The following is a 15817-nucleotide window of genomic DNA, read 5'->3' on the forward strand; positions in this document are numbered from 1 at the left end:
TGGTCAGTCCTGCGCGGGCTTGGCCTGCGGCTTCTTCTCCAGCGACGGTGCCGAGGCGGACTCTCCCTTGGGCAGCTCGCCCATGCTGGCCCGGATCTGTTCCAGTCGCGCGTGGCCGGCCAATTGGGTGCTCGAAGCCTCCACCTCGGCCATCCGGCCCGACACCGAGTTGCGGGCCAGTTCCGCCGAACCGAGCGCGTTGGCGTAGCGCTGCTCGATCTTCTCGCGCACCTGGTCCAGGCTCGGGGTGTTGCCCGGCACGGTCAGCTCGCTCATCTGCTGCAACGAGGCGCTGACCTGCTCCTGCATCTTGGCCTGCTCCAGCTGGGTGAGCAGCTTGGACCGTTCGGCCAGCTTCTGCTGCAACACCATCGCGTTGCGCTCCACGGCGGTCTTCGCCTCGGCCGCGGCATGCAGCGACTGGTCGTGCAGCGTCTTGAGGTCTTCCACGGACTGCTCCGCGGTGACCAACTGCGCGGCGAAGGCCTCAGCCGCGTTGGTGTACTCGGTGGCCTTGGCGGTGTCACCGGCGGCGGTGGCCTGGTCGGACAGCGTCAGCGCCTGCTTGACGTTGGCCTGCAACCGCTCGACGTCCTCGAGTTGCCGGTTGAGCTTCATCTCGAGCTGGCGCTGGTTGCCGATCACCGCGGCGGCCTGCTGCGACAGCGCCTGGTGTTGGCGCTGGGCGTCCTCGATGGCCTGCTGGATCTGGATCTTGGGATCCGCCTTCTCGTCGATCGTGGCGTTGCCCCAAGCCCTCAGGTAGTTCCACAGCTTCACGAACGGGTTGGCCATCGTTTCTCTTTCGTCTCGAGGTGCGACCGCGCGGCGCTCGGCGTGCGCGGATGAGTCAAATCTAACGTGTGAACCGCTACGCGGCAGCGAGCCGGTCGGAATGCGCGGTCTCCCGTTGGTCGGCGGGGGCAACGACGACGGGGACGGCGACGGGCGCCTCCGGGCGCAGCGCCGTTCCGGCGTCGATGAGGAGGTCGGCGAGTTCGATGTCCAGCGCGTCGCAGATGGCGGCGAGCAGCTCGCTCGACGCCTCCTTCTGACCGCGCTCGACCTCCGACAGGTAGCCGAGCGAGACCCGGGCCGCCGTTGAGATCTCACGCAGCGTCCGTTGCTGGCCGGTGCGGGCCTGGCGCAGGCCGGCGCCCAGCACCTCTCGTAGAAGCACGTTTTGCTCCGCCATCACGCCTCCTTCGTCACACGTCCGGGTCGTCACGCGTCTGGGTCGTCACGCATGCGCACGGATCGCGGTCAACAGTTCCTGTATCGCCCGCTTCGCCGAGGTTAGTCGAATTTCCCACCGATCGCCGCTCAGCTGCCATGCGTGCGTCGAGATCTCGTCGGAGATGACCCGCCGCCGCGCGACGCCGCAGAAGACCGTGCCCGGGGCGTGCCCGTCCTGCGAGTCGGGACCGGCGACCCCGGTGAGGGAAACACCCCAATCGGCGTCGGCATTCCGCGCGACCGCCAGGGCCAGCTGGCCGGCCGTGCTGGCCGCCACCGGCCCGTCGGCCGCCAAGGTCTGCGGGTTCACCCCGCCGAACGTGGCCTTGAGGTCGGTGGCGTAGACGATGACGCCGCCGCGCAGGGCCGCACTGGCCCCGGGGACCCCGGCCAGCGCCGCGCCGAGCAGACCCGCGGTCAACGACTCGGACACCGCGACCGTCTGGCCGCGCTCGACCAGTGCCGCAATGAGCTCGCGCGCCGAGCTGCCGTCGACGAGTGGATCAGTCATCGGCCGCCGCGGTGGCCCGACGGCGCAGGTTCAGCGCCTGGTAGACGTAGTCGACGCCGGTCACCACGGTCACCACCACGGCCGCGGCCATCACGATGTGGGCCGACCAGACCCACGGCGACGGCAGCGGGATCAAATACAACCCGATCGCGATCGCCTGCAGCATGGTCTTGAGTTTGCCGCCGCGGCTGGCCGGGATGACGCCGTGGCGCAACACCCAGAACCGCAACAGGGTCACCCCCACCTCGCGGACGATGATGACGATGGTCACCCACCACGGCAAGACCTCCAGCATCGACAGCCCGACGAGGGCCGCGCCGATGAGTGCCTTGTCCGCGATCGGGTCGGCGATCTTGCCGAAGTCGGTCACCAGGTCGTACCTGCGGGCCAACCGGCCGTCCACCTGGTCGGTGATCGCCGCGCCGACGAAGACCAGGAACGCCACCCACCGCCAGAGGGTCGATTCGCCGTGCTCGACGAACAGGACCACGACGAACACCGGCACCAGCAGCAACCGGAGCACGGTCAGAAGGTTCGCGATATTCCACACCGACGGCGCGTGCCCGGCCGCCGCGGACGCTGCCCGCGGCGCGCGCTCCTGGGCCGCCGAGCCGTCCTCGCAAGTCTCCACCGCTTAAGCCTAGCCGGGCCGGTCGCCATTCCTCGCGTCCGGGCGTTGGATGCGCCGCGCCCACCGCCGCTACGCTGTTCATCCATGACCGGTTCTTCGACCACGGCGCGCCCCGACCGACCCGTTCCGGTCGTGCGACGCGCCCGGACGTCGGACGTACCGCAGATCAAGCGGCTGATCGACGTCTACGCGGGAAAGATCCTGCTGGAGAAGAACCTGGTCACGCTCTACGAGGCGGTCCAGGAGTTCTGGGTGGCCGAACTGCCCGAGTCCGCCGACGACGCGGAGTCGACCGGCCCGACCGTCGTCGGGTGCGGTGCACTGCACGTGCTGTGGTCCGACCTCGGCGAGGTCCGCACCGTCGCGGTCGACCCGGCGTACTCCGGTCACGGCGTGGGCCACCTGATCGTCGCGCGGCTCATGGCCCAGGCGCGACTGCTCGAACTGCACCACGTCTTCGTGCTCACCTTCGAGACGGAGTTCTTCAGCCGCCACGGTTTCAGCGAGATCGAGGGCACCCCGGTGACCCGCGAGGTGTACGACGAGATGTGCCGGTCCTACGACACCGGTGTGGCGGAGTTCCTCGACCTCTCCTACGTCAAGCCCAACACCCTGGGCAACACCCGGATGCTCGCCGTCCTCGACGAGCGCCACGACTTGCCGCCGTCTTGACGGCCTGACGCACCCGCGTCGATCCGCCGCGGTGTAAGCCGGTCAGCGCGCCTCGCGCCGGTCTCGCCGGGCCGAGTGGAGCAGGCTCGCCACCGTCGTCACGACCAGCGTCGTACCGATCACCGCCAACGACAGCCCGGTGGAGATCTCCGGGACGCCCACCGGCTCGCCACCGTTGATGAAGCCCAGGCTGTTCTCGTGCAACGCGTGCAGGACGAGCTTCACCCCGATGAACGCGAGGATGAAGGACAGTCCGTAGGCGAGGAACACCAGGCGGTCGAGCAAGCCGCCGATGAGGAAGAACAGCTGCCGCAGGCCCATCAGGGCAAAGGCGTTCGCCGTGAAGACCAGGTAGGGCTCCTGGGTCAGACCGTAGATCGCCGGGATCGAATCGAAGGCGAACAGCAGGTCGGTGAATCCGATGACGATCAGCACCAGCAGAAGCGGGGTCGCCATCGCCCGACCGTCGACGCGGGTGAACATCCTGTCGCCGTCGTAGCCCTCCGAGGTGCGCAGATGACGTTTGGCGAACCGCTCGATCCGGCCCTCCTTGGCAGGTTCGTCACTGTCGCGCAGCATGTTGATCGCGGTGAGGATCAGGATCACGCCGAACAGGTAGAACACCCAGCTGTAGCGGGCGATCGCCGCGGCGCCCAGGCCGATGAACACACCGCGCATGACCAGGGCCATCACGATACCCAGGAGGAGGACCTTCTGCTGGTAGACGCGAGGGACGGCGAATTTCGCCATGATGACGACGAAGACGAACAGGTTGTCGACCGACAATGCCTTTTCGGTGACGTAGCCGGCGAAATACTCGCCGGCGAAGCCGCCTCCCCACCGCCACCACACGAAGATGCCGAAGACGATGGCGATGCCGATGTAGACCGCCGACCAGAAGCCGGATTCGCGCAGGGTCGGCTCGTGCGGGACCCGCACGTGGGCGAAGAAGTCGAAGACGAACAGGCCCAGGATCACCGCAAGGGTGAGGCCCCAGGTGAGCAACGTGATTTCCATGGACAAACCTCCAGCGCGCAACACAACGGAAGCGATGCTGGAGGTCTCTCCCATCCGCGCGGTGACCACACCGCGGCGGACCGGCGTCCCGGGTGGGGCGGTCGCGGCATGATCGGCACGCCGTGTCCGCGGCACCGTACTGACGAGAGCGCCGTCGGCGGGGATACTCCCCTCCTGATCGTGACGCCCAGTCTAACCGAGCGACAGCTCAGGCGTCGTCGCCGCCGCCGATCGAGGCGATCACCCCGGCCAGGTCTTCCGGCTTCACCAGGACCTCGCGGGCCTTGGAACCCTCCGACGGCCCGACGATGCCGCGGGTCTCCATCAGGTCCATCAGTCGTCCGGCCTTGGCGAAGCCGACCCGCAGCTTGCGCTGCAGCATCGACGTGGAGCCGAACTGGCTGCTCACCACCAGCTCGATTGCCTGCAGCAGGTCGTCGAGGTCGCCGCCGATGTCGGCGTCGATCTCCTTCTTGTCGCCCACCTTGGTCTCGGTGATGCCGTCGACGAAGTCCGGCTGCGCCTGTTCCTTGGTGAACTCGACGACGGCGCTGATCTCCTCGTCGGTGATGTACGCGCCCTGCAGGCGGACCGGCTTGCTCGCCCCCATGGGCAGGAAGAGGCCGTCACCCATACCGATGAGCTTCTCCGCGCCCGGCTGGTCCAGGATGACCCGAGAGTCGGTCAACGACGACGTCGCGAAGGCCAACCGGGACGGCACGTTGGTCTTGATCAACCCGGTGACCACGTCGACCGACGGCCGCTGGGTGGCGAGCACCAGGTGGATGCCGGCGGCGCGGGCCTTCTGCGTGATGCGGACGATCGCGTCCTCGACGTCGCGCGGCGCGGTCATCATCAGGTCGGCCAACTCGTCGACGATCGCGACGATGTAGGGGTACGGCTTGTAGACGCGTTCACTGCCCGGCGGGGTGGTGATCGCGCCGGATCGGACCTTGTCGTTGAAGTCGTTGATGTGGCGCACCCGGCTGGCCTTCATGTCCTGGTAGCGCTGCTCCATCTCCTCCACGAGCCAGGCCAGCGCGGCGGCCGCCTTCTTCGGGTTGATGATGATCTCGGTCAACAGGTGCGGAATGCCCTCGTACGGCGTGAGCTCGACCATCTTCGGGTCGATGAGGATGAGCCGGACGTCGTCGGGGGTGGACCGCGCCAGCAGCGAGACCAGCATCGAGTTGACGAAGCTCGACTTGCCCGAGCCGGTGGAACCGGCGACCAGCAGGTGCGGCATCTTGGCGAGGTCCGCGGTGACGAAATCGCCCTCGATGTCCTTGCCCAACCCGATCACCAGGGGGTTCTTGTCTTTCCGGGTGCTCGGCGCCTTGAGGACGTCGGCGAGTCGGACCATCTCCCGATCGGCATTGGGCACCTCGATGCCCACCGCCGACTTGCCCGGGATGGGGGCGAGCAGGCGGACGTTGTCGGTGGCCGCGGCATAGGCGATGTTGCGCTGCAGCGCGGTGATCTTCTCCACCTTCACACCCGGGCCGAGTTCCACCTCGTAGCGCGTGACCGTCGGGCCGCGGGTGTACCCGGTGACCCTGGCGTCGATCTTGAACTGGGTCAACACGCCGGTGATCCGCTCGATCATCTCGTCGTTGGCGCGGCTGCCGCGCTTCGGCGGGTCCCCGTCGATCAGCAGCTTCGCCGGGGGCAGGCGGTAGACGCGCTTGCGCGGGGCCGCCCGGGTGGGCGCCGCCGCCGGCGATGCCGCGACCGGGGCCGGCGGTGCCGGGATCGGCCCGATCGGCTCGGTCACCTCCTCGCCGAGGGGCGCGGTCGGCGCCGAGGCGAAGCCGGCGTCGTCGAGGGAACCGTAGGGCGAGGCTGCGGCCACCGCGCCGGCGGTGCCGTCGGGCGGGTAGTTGTCATACGGCGTGGGGGTGCGGCGTTGCGATGCCTGGGTGCGCGGGACCGCGTCATACCCGAGGTCGTCGTCAGCGGCGTCGAGATCGTCGTCCCACGGGGCCGGCTTGTCCCACGACGACGGGACCGCGACGGGCTGCTCGGAGTCGTACCCGTCATAGCCGTCATCGGCGTCGTAGTCGTCGTAGTCGTCGGCATCGTCGTAGTCGTCGTACTCGGCGACGTCATCGTCGTAGTCGTCGTCGTAGCCCTCGTCGGCGAAGTCGTCGGCGCCGACGACGCCGTAGTTGCCGACGTTGGCGCCGATGCCGAGGTAGCCGCGGGCCAGCCCGACGATGTCGCGGGCCGAATGGCGGCTGATCATCACCGCGCCCGACAGGCCCACCAGCACCAGAATCGGAACGGCGAGCCAGACGGTGACCCCGCTGGTCAGCGGTGTACCGGCGGCGAACCCGAAGAATCCGCCGGCCTTCCCGCGGCCGTCGACGTCGGTTGGCTGACCGGCGATCAGATGGACCAGGCCCAGCACCGCGAGGGTGAGCAGCAATACGCCGACGACGATCCGCGGACGGCGCACCCGATCCGCCGGATGGCGCATCAGCACCATGGCGCCGAGGAACAGCACCACCGGTACGACCAGGGCGCCGATGCCGATCGCCGCGCGCACCAGGGTGTCGAAGAACGGCCCGACCGGTTCGAGGGCGCCGAACCACACGAAGGCGATGAGTCCGGCCGCCACCACGAGCAGGATCAGCGCGATCGAATCGCGGCGCTGATCGGGTGCGATTTCGCGCTGCTCGCCGTACACGTCGAGGTCGTCGTCGTGGTTCTCGTAACTGCTGCCGATGCGCGCGACCGAGCCGACCCCGCGTGCCAACAGACCCCAGACCGAGGCGATCGAGGTGCCGACGCGCATGCTGGCGGTCGGGCGGTGCAGATCCGCCGACGCGTGCGACGCGCGGGCGTTCGGGCGGCGGTTGGCGCCACCGGATCCGCGGTTCGCGGCCTGCGACCCGCCGCGCTTCGCGGTTGCACCCTTTTTCGCCGGCTGGGCACCCTTGCGCGGCGCCGCGCCGGACCGGGCCGCAGTGGACCGCGGTTTCTGGGTCTTGCCGGATGCGCTGCGGGTACCGGACGAGCGCGCGCCAGATCGACTGGGTGCCTTCGAAGCCATGAGAGAAAGCTTAACGGCACCCGTCACTACAGTCACACAAGCCACACGGATAACGCCGCAGACGTGTCGGATTCGTGACTTCCCGCCTTCGTCCCGCACCGTTTCGCGTTTCCCGACGGTATTTCGTCGGGATATGCGAATTGATGCGGGAGGAGCCGCGAACCGGCCCACGAACCGGCCCGCGAACCCGCCGGGGAACCGCTTCTCCGCCGGGTGCGTCTAAGCAGGCATGGACCTTCCCGCCCCGGACCCCCACGGAATCATCTACCGCTCCGACGCCCTGGCACACGGCCTGACCGATCGCGACCTGCGCCAGGCGAGTTCGTCGGGTGAAGACCTCGTGCGGATCGCCCCCGGCTGTTTCGCCCCGACGATGCCCAATGCCTATCCCGACGAACAGCACCGTCGGGTCGCGCTCGCCGTCGCCGGTAAGCCGGAGTCGGTCGACGGCGTGTTGAGCCACCAGTCGGCGGCGGTCATCCACCGCCTGGCCCTCCTGCACGGCGACTTCCGGCGCGTGCACTTCACGTCGGGCACCAAATCCGGGGACATCCGCAACCTCCGCCACACCCACTCGGGGTGGCTGCCCTCCGACGAGGTCGCCATCGTCGACGGTGTCGCGGTGACGACTCTCGAACGCACCGCGGTCGACCTGGCCTGCGGGAGCCGCTTCCCGGCCGCGCTGACCGTCGTCGATTCGGCCCTGCGGGCCGGGGCGGACCGGGACCTGATGCGCGAGATCCTGGAACGCCAACGCCGCAGGGGCATCGGAGTGGCGCGGCGGGCGATCGCGGCCGGCAATGCCTTGGCCGAGAACCCGGGTGAGTCGTGGTGCCGCGCGCAGATGATCACCGCCGGACTCCCCGAACCGACTCTGCAACGCGGCTATCTGGTGGAGGGCAACCAGTACTTCGTCGACTTCGATTGGGACGGCAGGGTCGTCCACGAGTTCGACGGCGAGGTGAAGTACGGCAAGCTCCGGCGCGCCGGAGAAGACGCGTCCCGGGTCGTCATCCGGGAGAAGATCCGGGAAGACCGCCTGCGTGGGCTCGGACTGTCCGTCGACCGGTCAACCTGGTCCGACCTGCGGTCCAACGCGATGATTCCCCGGCTGGCGACGGTGCTGAGCGCGCGCGGCGTTGTCGCCTAGTGCCTTCCTCCCGCAGCAATACACATATCCCGACGAAATCGCGTCGGGATATGCGAATCGGTGCGGGAGGAACGGTTAGCTATTGACCTCGAGCACGGTCGGGACGATCATCGGGCGCCGGCGATACGTTTCGGCCACCCAGCGCCCGACTGCGCGTCGGATGGTCTGGGCCACCGCGTGGGCGTCGTTGATGCCCTCCGAGGCCAAAACCTCGAGCGAGCCGTTGACCACCTCGGCCGCTTCCTTGAGCGCATCGGGGTCGTCGGAGAAGCCGCGGCCGGAGACCTCGGGGACCGCCACCGGTTTGCCCGTCGTGGCATCCACGGCGACGGTGATCGCGATGAAGCCGCCCTCCCCCAGCACCAACCGCTCCGACAGCGTCGACTCGCCGACGTCGCCGACCGACAGGCCGTCGACGTAAACGTGTCCGACCGGCACCCGCCCGACGATGCTCGCCAGTCCGTCGACCATGTCCACCACGACACCGTCCTCGGCGAGGACGATCCGTTCGGGGGCGACACCGGTCGCCTCGGCCAGCGCCGCGTTGGCCCGCAGGTGGCGCCACTCGCCGTGGACCGGCATCGCATTGGTCGGCCGCACCGCGTTGTACAGGTACAGCAATTCGCCGGCCGAGGCGTGTCCGGAGACGTGCACCTTGGCGTTCTGCTGCGTGACCACCTTCGCCCCGCGCCGCACCAACCCGTTGACCACCGCGAACACCGAGTTCTCGTTACCCGGGATCAGGGAGGACGCCAAGACGACGAGGTCGTTCTCGCGGATGTTGATCTGGCGGTGCTCGCCCCGCGCCATCCGCGACAGCGCCGAGAGCGGCTCGCCCTGCGAACCGGTCGAGATCAGGACCAGCCTGTCGTCGGGTAACGATGCGGCGGTGTCGAGGTCGACGACCACGCCGTCGGGCACCGACAGGTAGCCGAGGTCCTGGGCGATCTGCATATTGCGCACCATCGACCGCCCGACGAAGGCGACCCGACGGTTGTGGGCGTGCGCCACGTCGACGATCTGTTGGATCCGGTGGACGTGGCTGGCGAAGGAGGCGACGATGACGCGCTGTCGCGCCTTGCCGATGACCTGGTCGAGGACCGCGCCGATCTCGCGCTCGGGGGTGACGAAGCCCGGCACCTCGGCGTTGGTGGAGTCCACCAGGAACAGGTCGACGCCCTCGTCGCCGAGTCGGCTGAACCCGGCGAGATCGGTGAGACGACCGTCGAGCGGAAGCTGGTCGAGCTTGATGTCCCCGGTGTGCAGCACCAGCCCCGCCGGGGTGCGGATGGCCACCGCGATCGCGTCGGGGATCGAGTGGTTGACCGCGAAGTACTCGCAGTCGAAGGCGCCGTGGCGGGTCGTCTGGCCCTCGGTGACCTCGATGAGCTTGGGTCGCTGCCGGTGCTCGCGACACTTGGCCTCGACGAGCGCCAGGGTGAACTTCGACCCGACGACGGGGATGTCGCCGCGCAGCCGCAGCAAGAAGGGCACCGCCCCGATGTGGTCCTCATGCCCGTGGGTGAGGATGATCGCCGCGACGTCGTCGATGCGGTCCTCGATGTAGCGGAAGTCGGGCAGGATCAGGTCGACGCCGGGCTGGGCATCCTCGGGGAACAGCACCCCGCAGTCCACGATCAGCAGGTCGCCGCCGTACTCGAAGACCGTCATGTTGCGGCCGATCTCGCCGATGCCGCCCAGCGCCACGACGCGCAGCCCCGAGGCGGGCAGCTTCGGCGGCAGGCCGAGCCGGTCGACCGGCAGGGCGACCGCCGGCGCGGTGCCCGACGGCGAGTTCTTCGGCTTCTTCTTGCGCTTGGGACGCTTGCCGGAGCCGTCTCCGCTCCCGCTCGTCGCCGCAGCAGGGGCGTTGGCCGGGCCGGTCCGCTCGGCGGTCCGCGGCTCGACAGGGGGCGCGCCCTTCGGCGCTGGGGCCGGCTGTTCGACGGGTGGACCGGCCTTGCGGCTGGCGCTGCGACGACGCGGGGGGCGCCCGGACTGTTCGGTCATACCAGCACCCCTGCCTCGCGCAGATCGGCGATCAGCGCCTCGATCTGCGGTCCGTCGGCGGCGACCTGCGGCAGTCGGGGGTCGCCGACGTCGAGGCCCAAGATCCGCAGCGACGCCTTGACCATCGTCACCCCGCCGAGTCGCGCCATCGCGCGGTACAGCGGAACCATCGACACGTTGAGGTCGCGCGCCTTGGCCAAGTCGCCGTTGCCGACCGCGATGTGCATGTCGCGCAGGCGGTCCGGCACGACGTGGCCGATCACGCTGACACACCCGACCGCGCCGACGGCGAACCACGGGAGGTTCACCCCGTCGTCGCCGGAGTAATAGTCCAACCCGGTGTCGGCGATCATCGCCGCACCGGCGGCGAGGTCGCCCTTGGCATCCTTCACCGCAACGATGTTGGGGTGCTCGGCGAGGCGCCGCATGGTGTCGTCGGCGACCGGGACGACCGAGCGCGGCGGGATGTCGTAGACCATCACCGGCAGGTCGGTGCCGTCGGCGACGGCGGTGAAGTGCGCCAGCAGGCCGGCCTGCGGCGGCTTGGAGTAGTACGGGGTGACGACGAGCAGTCCGTGCGCGCCGGCCTCGGCCGCGTTCTGGGCGAAGACGACGCTCTCGGCGGTGTCATAGGTGCCCACCCCGGCGATGAGGCGCACCCGGTCGCCCACCGCGTCGCGGACCGCACCGAGGACCTCGAGCTTCTCTTCGGGCTGAGTCGTCGGCGACTCGCCGGTGGTGCCGGCGAGGACGAGGCTGTCGACACCCTTGTCGGCGAGGTGAACCGCGAGCTCGGCGGCCTTGTCGAGGTCGAGTGAACCGTCGGGGGCAAACGGGGTCACCATGGCGACGCCGATCGTGCCAAAGGCACGCTCGGACGTCGAAATCTCACCTGCGCTCATAGTCGGTTAGGGTACCCGTTCACCCCTCGAGAACGTACGGGGAGGTGGCCACCTCGCTGCCGTCGGGCAGTGCGGAAATCTCGAAGTCCCCGAACACGGTCGGGGCCAGCTGTGACAGCTGTCTCAGACACTCGACCGCGAGCTGGCGGATCTCGACGTCGGCGTGCTCGGTGGCGCGCATCCCGATGAAGTGGCGCCAGGCCCGATAGTTGCCGGTGACGACGATTTTCGTCTCCGTCGCATTCGGCAGGACCGAGCGCGCCGCCTGCCGCGCCTGCTTGCGCCGCAGGATCGCGTTGGGGACGTCGGCGAACTTCGCCTCCAGCCGGGTGAGCAGCTCGGTGTAGGCCTCGCGAGCCGCGTCGGTGGCGTCGGCGAAGAGCCGCTCCAGTTCTTCGTCGCCGTGGATCGCCGGTGGGGCGACGACGCTCGCGTCGTGCTCGGGGACGAACCGCTGCGACAGCTGCGAATAGGAGAAGTGCCGGTGGCGGATCAACTCGTGGGTGCACGACCGCGAGATCCCGGTGATGTAGAACGTCGCCGTCGCATGCTCGAAGAGCGAGGTGTGCCCGACCTCCAAGACGTGGCGCAGGTAGCCGGCGTTCGTCGCGGTCCGCGGATTCGGCTTGTCCCAGCTCTCGTAGCAGGCGCGGCCGGCGAACTCGATCAGCGCCTCGGCGCCGTCCGCGTCGGTGGTCCAGGGGACCTCGGGGACGGTGAACTGCGTCGATGCGACGAGTTGCACCTTGAGCGGGACGATCTCAGACACCGTGGGCTGCCTTCTGTTCTCGAATCTGATCGAACCCAGACTAGCCGTGACCCGGCCGCGGCCGGTTATCGTCACACCATGGCTCCCACGCTCCCCCGCCGAATCCTCACGTCCACGATGCTGACCACCTCGATCCTGGCCGCCGCACTGACCGTCCCGTTGGTCGGACCCGCCGCCGCGGCCCCGTCCCCCGCGACCGCCGCGCACCGGGTCGCCGTCGACCCGCGTCTGATCCCGCTGCAGGGCACCGAAAACACCCGGGTGTTCGCGACCTACCGCACCACCGACGGACACCCGGTCACGCTGCGCGCGATCCGCAGCGACAACCTGTCGAAACTCACCACCAGCGACGTGCGCGTGCTGGCCGCCCGCCAGGTCGCCACCGTCGTCGACCTGCGCACCGCCCCCGAACGCCAACTGCAGCCGGACCGGCCGCTGCCGCGGGCCGTCCACCACGACGCCGACATCTTCGGGAACGCCTTCATCGGAGCGCTCGACCTCAATGCCGGCTACCGGATGTTCGTCACCGACCCGCACGCCCGGGCCGAGTTCGCCCGCACCCTGCGCCTGGTGTCGGCGACCCTGGGCCAGGGCAAAGCCGCGCTGTTCCACTGCTCGGCGGGCAAGGACCGCACCGGGTGGACGGCCGCCATGCTCCTCACCATCGCCGGCGTCGACCGGGCCACGGTCAACCGCGACTACCTGGCGTCGAACAAGTTCCGACACACCTCTCCCGCAGATCCCCTGCAGGGTGTCCGGATCGAGTGGCTGAACGCCTCGTTCGCCGCGGCCACGCAGTACTACGGCAGCTTCCACGGCTACCTGCGCAAGGGACTGCGCCTGAGCGAGGCGGAGATCACCACCTTGCGCGAGCGGCTGCGCACCGCCTGAGCAATGGCCTAACCGAGGATGGCGCGCAATCGCGCCGCGGTGTCCTCATGCCCGTGCACAGCTACCGAGTCGATGCCCAGGTCGGCCACCGGTCGGTCGTTGCCGCCCTCGTCGAGCCGGTCGCCGAAGAACAAGATGTCCCGGGTCGTCAGGCCCAGCAGGTCCATCAATCGCCGCGCGCCGTAGGCCTTGTCGATCCCCTTGCGGGTGATGTCGACCGACGTCGACCCGCCGCTGCGCACCTCGAGGTCCGGCAACCGCTCGGCGGCGTACGCGCGCAGCGCCTCCTTCTTGCGGCCGTCGGGGTCCCAGGCGGCCTTCGCCTCAACGGGCGCCTGCTGCCCCAACGCGCTGAACGTGACCTGGCTCCCCCGGTCCTCGAGGATGTCCCCCCAGGTCTGTGATTCCCACAGGCCCAGCTCGCGGGCGCCGGTCTCCACCACGTCCAGCGCGCGCCGCGTCTGGTCTTCGGTGAGGTCTTCTTTGTAGACGGTCTCCCAGTCACCGTCGGCGAACCGCATGTACTGGGTGCCACACGTGGGCATCAAGTGCAGGTCGGCCAGCCCGTCGACGGCGCCGAGGCGCCCGAGGACCTGGTTGCGGAACTGGGTCTCGTTACCGCCGGAGATGATGCAGACCGACGCCTCGCGCAGGAGGCGCCGCATCAGGTCGACCATGTCGTCGCTCAACGGGCTCTTCGACGCCGCGAGCGTGTCGTCGAGGTCGAACATCACCAGCGAATACGACTTTCCGTCCGCCGAAACCGCCACCGTCATCAGTCCTCTTCTGTGCACCGGCAGGCCGTTCCTGCCCGAGACCGCCGTCTACTCTGTCATCCCGCCCCCGCGGGCACCAAGCCGCCCGGCCCCGTTCGTTCGCTGTCGTCGGGACGTCGTCAGGTCGGGTAGGAACCTGCGGTACTGGCACTTGGTCGCCAGCCACAGCGAGCCGCGGGACTGCTGTGCCGCCACTCGCTCGGTCGGTCGCCCCCCGTCACGCCGCCGGTGCGTGTTCCCCGGTGCCGGCCGAGCGGCTCTTGTACCAGTTCGTGAAGCTGATCGGGACGATGAAGCCGATCGCCTGGGCGATGCCGTCGGCGGCGTCGCCCAGATTGCGGCGGTAGATCCCCCACACCGCGATGGCGGTCACCGTGAAGGCCGCCGCCCACACCGCGGTGATCACCCGGTTGATCCGGCGGAACTTCTCTGAGCCCCAGTACTCCTTGGGAACCTCGCGCTTGGCGATGCCCTCGGTGAAGGGCTTGCCGATCAGCATCGAACCCCACGCGGTCAATGCCAACCAGCCGAAGGCCAGGGTGCTGTCGTATTCGTGGAGGTGCACACCGGGGGCGATGAATCCGATCGCGCCGATGATCACGAAGAACACGATGGCATTGATTTCGAGGATCTGTGCGTCGGGGGTGATCCCGTGCCGCCGGTCGTCGAGGATGAGGACCAGGCCCAGCACCACCGCGGCAACGGCGCCCCACCGCCAGGAGTCGTCGTTGATCCCGGCGATCACGGCGTAGACGATCCAGGGGGCAAATCCGCGCAGAATGGTCATACCCCGCTCCTCGCTTCGGTTTTCGATATGGGACGAGGCTAGATCCTCACCGCATCTCGGGTCAGCATTTTGCGCGCAGAATGCTGCTACCGTGCGGGCCGGTAGTTCACGAAGCGGTAGCGGTCCCCGGACCTCGAGACGAGCCAGTCGCCGGTGTAGAAGGCCTCCCAACCCGGGCCGATCGGCGGCGCGAAGGCGTCGGCGCCGGGAACCTCGACGTCGATCTCGGTGACCCGCAACTCGGTGGCACGGTCCATCGCCGCCCGGTAGACCTCGGCCCCGCCGATCACCGACACCGGTTCGCCCTGCGCGAGCACGAGCGCCTCGTCGAGGGTCCGCGCCCGCACCGCGCCCTCTGCGGCCCACGCGTCGTCGCGGGTGAGGACGATGTTGCGCCGGTCCGGCAGCGGGCGGAACTTCGGCGGCAGTGAATCCCAGGTCTTACGGCCCATGATCACCGGGTAGCCGATCGTCAGCTCCTTGAAGCGAGCCATGTCTTCGGGCACCCGCCACGGGATGGTGTTGTCCCGGCCGATCGCGCCGTCGCGGCCCTGTGCCCACACCAGTTGGACCCGGGTGGGCATCGTCACCCAGCCGTGGGTCACACCGCCACCGGCGCCTTGATCGCCGGATGGGACTGGTAGTCGACGACGACGATGTCGTCGAACTCATAGGCGTCGATCGAATCCCGCTGCCGCAGCTGCAGTTTCGGGTACGGGAAGGGGTCGCGCGACAGTTGTTCGGCAACCTGGTCGACGTGGTTGTCGTAAATGTGGCAGTCGCCGCCGGTCCACACGAAGTCACCGAGCCCGAGCCCGGCCTGCTGCGCCACCATGTGCGTCAGCAGCGCGTAGGAGGCGATGTTGAACGGCACGCCGAGGAACAGGTCCGCGCTGCGCTGGTACAGCTGGCAGCTCAGCTTGCCGTCGGCGACGTAGAACTGGAAGAACGCATGACACGGCGGGAGGGCCATCTGCGGGATCTCGCCGACGTTCCACGCCGAGACGATGTTGCGGCGCGAATCCGGGTTGGCCTTGAGCATATCGATGGCCCCGGCGATCTGGTCGACGTGTTCGCCCGACGGGGTGGGCCACGAGCGCCACTGCACCCCGTAGACCGGGCCGAGGTCGCCGTCCGCGTCGGCCCACTCGTCCCAGATCGTGACCCCCCGCTCCTGCAGCCAGCGCACGTTGGAATCCCCGCGCAGGAACCACAGGAGCTCATAGATGATCGATTTCAGGTGGACCTTCTTGGTGGTGATGAGCGGAAAGCCCTCGTTGAGGTCGTAGCGCAATTGGTGCCCGAAGACACTGCGGGTGCCGGTGCCGGTGCGGTCGGATTTGGGGGTGCCGTTGTCCATCACGTGGCGCAACAGGTCCTCGTACGGCGTGGGGATGGACGCGCTCATGG

The 15817-nt window shown here is 68.8% G+C and carries 16 protein-coding genes; 3 read left to right on the forward strand and 13 right to left on the reverse strand.

Features of this window, described 5'->3' with window-relative positions:
* Window positions 1-3: 3 nt before the first annotated feature.
* From nbrcactino_RS11055 to pgsA, 4 genes are all read right to left on the reverse strand, one after another.
* Window positions 4-795, reverse strand: coding sequence for a PspA/IM30 family protein (locus nbrcactino_RS11055; RefSeq protein ID WP_161927394.1), 792 nt, complete (start codon window positions 793-795; stop codon window positions 4-6).
* Between the two features lie 76 nt (window positions 796-871).
* Entirely contained in the window at window positions 872-1195 is a 324-nt protein-coding gene (locus nbrcactino_RS11060) for a helix-turn-helix domain-containing protein (RefSeq protein WP_161927395.1), read from the reverse strand.
* A 45-nt stretch (window positions 1196-1240) separates the two neighbouring features.
* A complete protein-coding gene (locus nbrcactino_RS11065) occupies window positions 1241-1747 on the reverse strand; it encodes a CinA family protein (RefSeq protein ID WP_161927396.1) in 507 nt (168 codons plus the stop codon).
* Complete coding sequence (pgsA, locus tag nbrcactino_RS11070; protein ID WP_161927397.1) at window positions 1740-2378, reverse strand: CDP-diacylglycerol--glycerol-3-phosphate 3-phosphatidyltransferase; 639 nt, start codon at window positions 2376-2378, stop codon at window positions 1740-1742. The genes nbrcactino_RS11065 and pgsA overlap by 8 nt, the downstream gene beginning before the upstream one ends.
* Before the next feature lie 84 nt (window positions 2379-2462).
* Between pgsA and nbrcactino_RS11075 the strand changes: the two genes are divergently transcribed.
* Window positions 2463-3050 (forward strand): amino-acid N-acetyltransferase, encoded by a 588-nt coding sequence (locus nbrcactino_RS11075; RefSeq protein WP_161927398.1) that lies wholly within the window; start codon window positions 2463-2465, stop codon window positions 3048-3050.
* A 42-nt stretch (window positions 3051-3092) separates the two neighbouring features.
* On the opposite strand, the gene nbrcactino_RS11080 is transcribed toward nbrcactino_RS11075, so the two are convergent.
* Together nbrcactino_RS11080 and nbrcactino_RS11085 are read right to left on the reverse strand one after the other, a co-directional pair.
* Entirely contained in the window at window positions 3093-4067 is a 975-nt protein-coding gene (locus tag nbrcactino_RS11080) for a TerC family protein (protein WP_161927399.1), read from the reverse strand.
* 208 nt (window positions 4068-4275) lie between these two features.
* Complete coding sequence (locus nbrcactino_RS11085) at window positions 4276-7122, reverse strand: DNA translocase FtsK (protein WP_161927400.1); 2847 nt, start codon at window positions 7120-7122, stop codon at window positions 4276-4278.
* Window positions 7123-7351: 229 nt separating this feature from the next.
* Here nbrcactino_RS11085 and nbrcactino_RS11090 point away from each other — a divergent pair, with 229 nt between their 5' ends.
* Entirely contained in the window at window positions 7352-8272 is a 921-nt protein-coding gene (locus tag nbrcactino_RS11090; RefSeq protein WP_161927401.1) for a type IV toxin-antitoxin system AbiEi family antitoxin domain-containing protein, read from the forward strand.
* A 75-nt stretch (window positions 8273-8347) separates the two neighbouring features.
* Here the strand turns inward: nbrcactino_RS11090 and nbrcactino_RS11095 are convergent, their stop codons facing one another.
* From nbrcactino_RS11095 to thyX, 3 genes are read right to left on the reverse strand one after another with little or no spacing between them, the layout of a single operon-like run.
* Window positions 8348-10282: a ribonuclease J gene (locus nbrcactino_RS11095; RefSeq protein ID WP_161927402.1), complete on the reverse strand. Its 1935-nt coding sequence runs from the start codon at window positions 10280-10282 to the stop codon at window positions 8348-8350.
* Window positions 10279-11184 (reverse strand): 4-hydroxy-tetrahydrodipicolinate synthase, encoded by a 906-nt coding sequence (gene dapA / locus nbrcactino_RS11100; protein WP_161927403.1) that lies wholly within the window; start codon window positions 11182-11184, stop codon window positions 10279-10281. Before dapA ends, nbrcactino_RS11095 begins: the two co-directional genes overlap by 4 nt.
* A 19-nt stretch (window positions 11185-11203) precedes the next feature.
* Entirely contained in the window at window positions 11204-11953 is a 750-nt protein-coding gene (gene thyX, locus nbrcactino_RS11105; protein ID WP_161927404.1) for an FAD-dependent thymidylate synthase, read from the reverse strand.
* Between the two features lie 78 nt (window positions 11954-12031).
* On the opposite strand from thyX, the gene nbrcactino_RS11110 reads away from it, so the two are divergent.
* Window positions 12032-12844, forward strand: coding sequence for a tyrosine-protein phosphatase (locus tag nbrcactino_RS11110; protein WP_228460783.1), 813 nt, complete (start codon window positions 12032-12034; stop codon window positions 12842-12844).
* Window positions 12845-12852: 8 nt separating this feature from the next.
* Here the strand turns inward: nbrcactino_RS11110 and nbrcactino_RS11115 are convergent, their stop codons facing one another.
* The 4 genes from nbrcactino_RS11115 to nbrcactino_RS11130 form a co-directional block, all read right to left on the reverse strand.
* Window positions 12853-13620, reverse strand: coding sequence for an HAD-IIB family hydrolase (locus nbrcactino_RS11115; protein ID WP_161927405.1), 768 nt, complete (start codon window positions 13618-13620; stop codon window positions 12853-12855).
* Between the two features lie 217 nt (window positions 13621-13837).
* On the reverse strand, window positions 13838-14407 hold the full coding sequence (locus nbrcactino_RS11120) for a DUF3159 domain-containing protein (RefSeq protein ID WP_161927406.1): 570 nt from the start codon (window positions 14405-14407) through the stop codon (window positions 13838-13840).
* An 86-nt stretch (window positions 14408-14493) separates the two neighbouring features.
* Window positions 14494-14991 (reverse strand): dihydrofolate reductase, encoded by a 498-nt coding sequence (locus nbrcactino_RS11125; RefSeq protein WP_161927727.1) that lies wholly within the window; start codon window positions 14989-14991, stop codon window positions 14494-14496.
* A gap of 17 nt (window positions 14992-15008) precedes the next feature.
* On the reverse strand, window positions 15009-15815 hold the full coding sequence (locus nbrcactino_RS11130) for a thymidylate synthase (protein ID WP_161927407.1): 807 nt from the start codon (window positions 15813-15815) through the stop codon (window positions 15009-15011).
* Between the last annotated feature and the right edge of the window lie 2 nt (window positions 15816-15817).

It is taken from the genome of Gordonia crocea, assembly GCF_009932435.1.
Taxonomy (GTDB): Bacteria; Actinomycetota; Actinomycetes; order Mycobacteriales; family Mycobacteriaceae; genus Gordonia; species Gordonia crocea.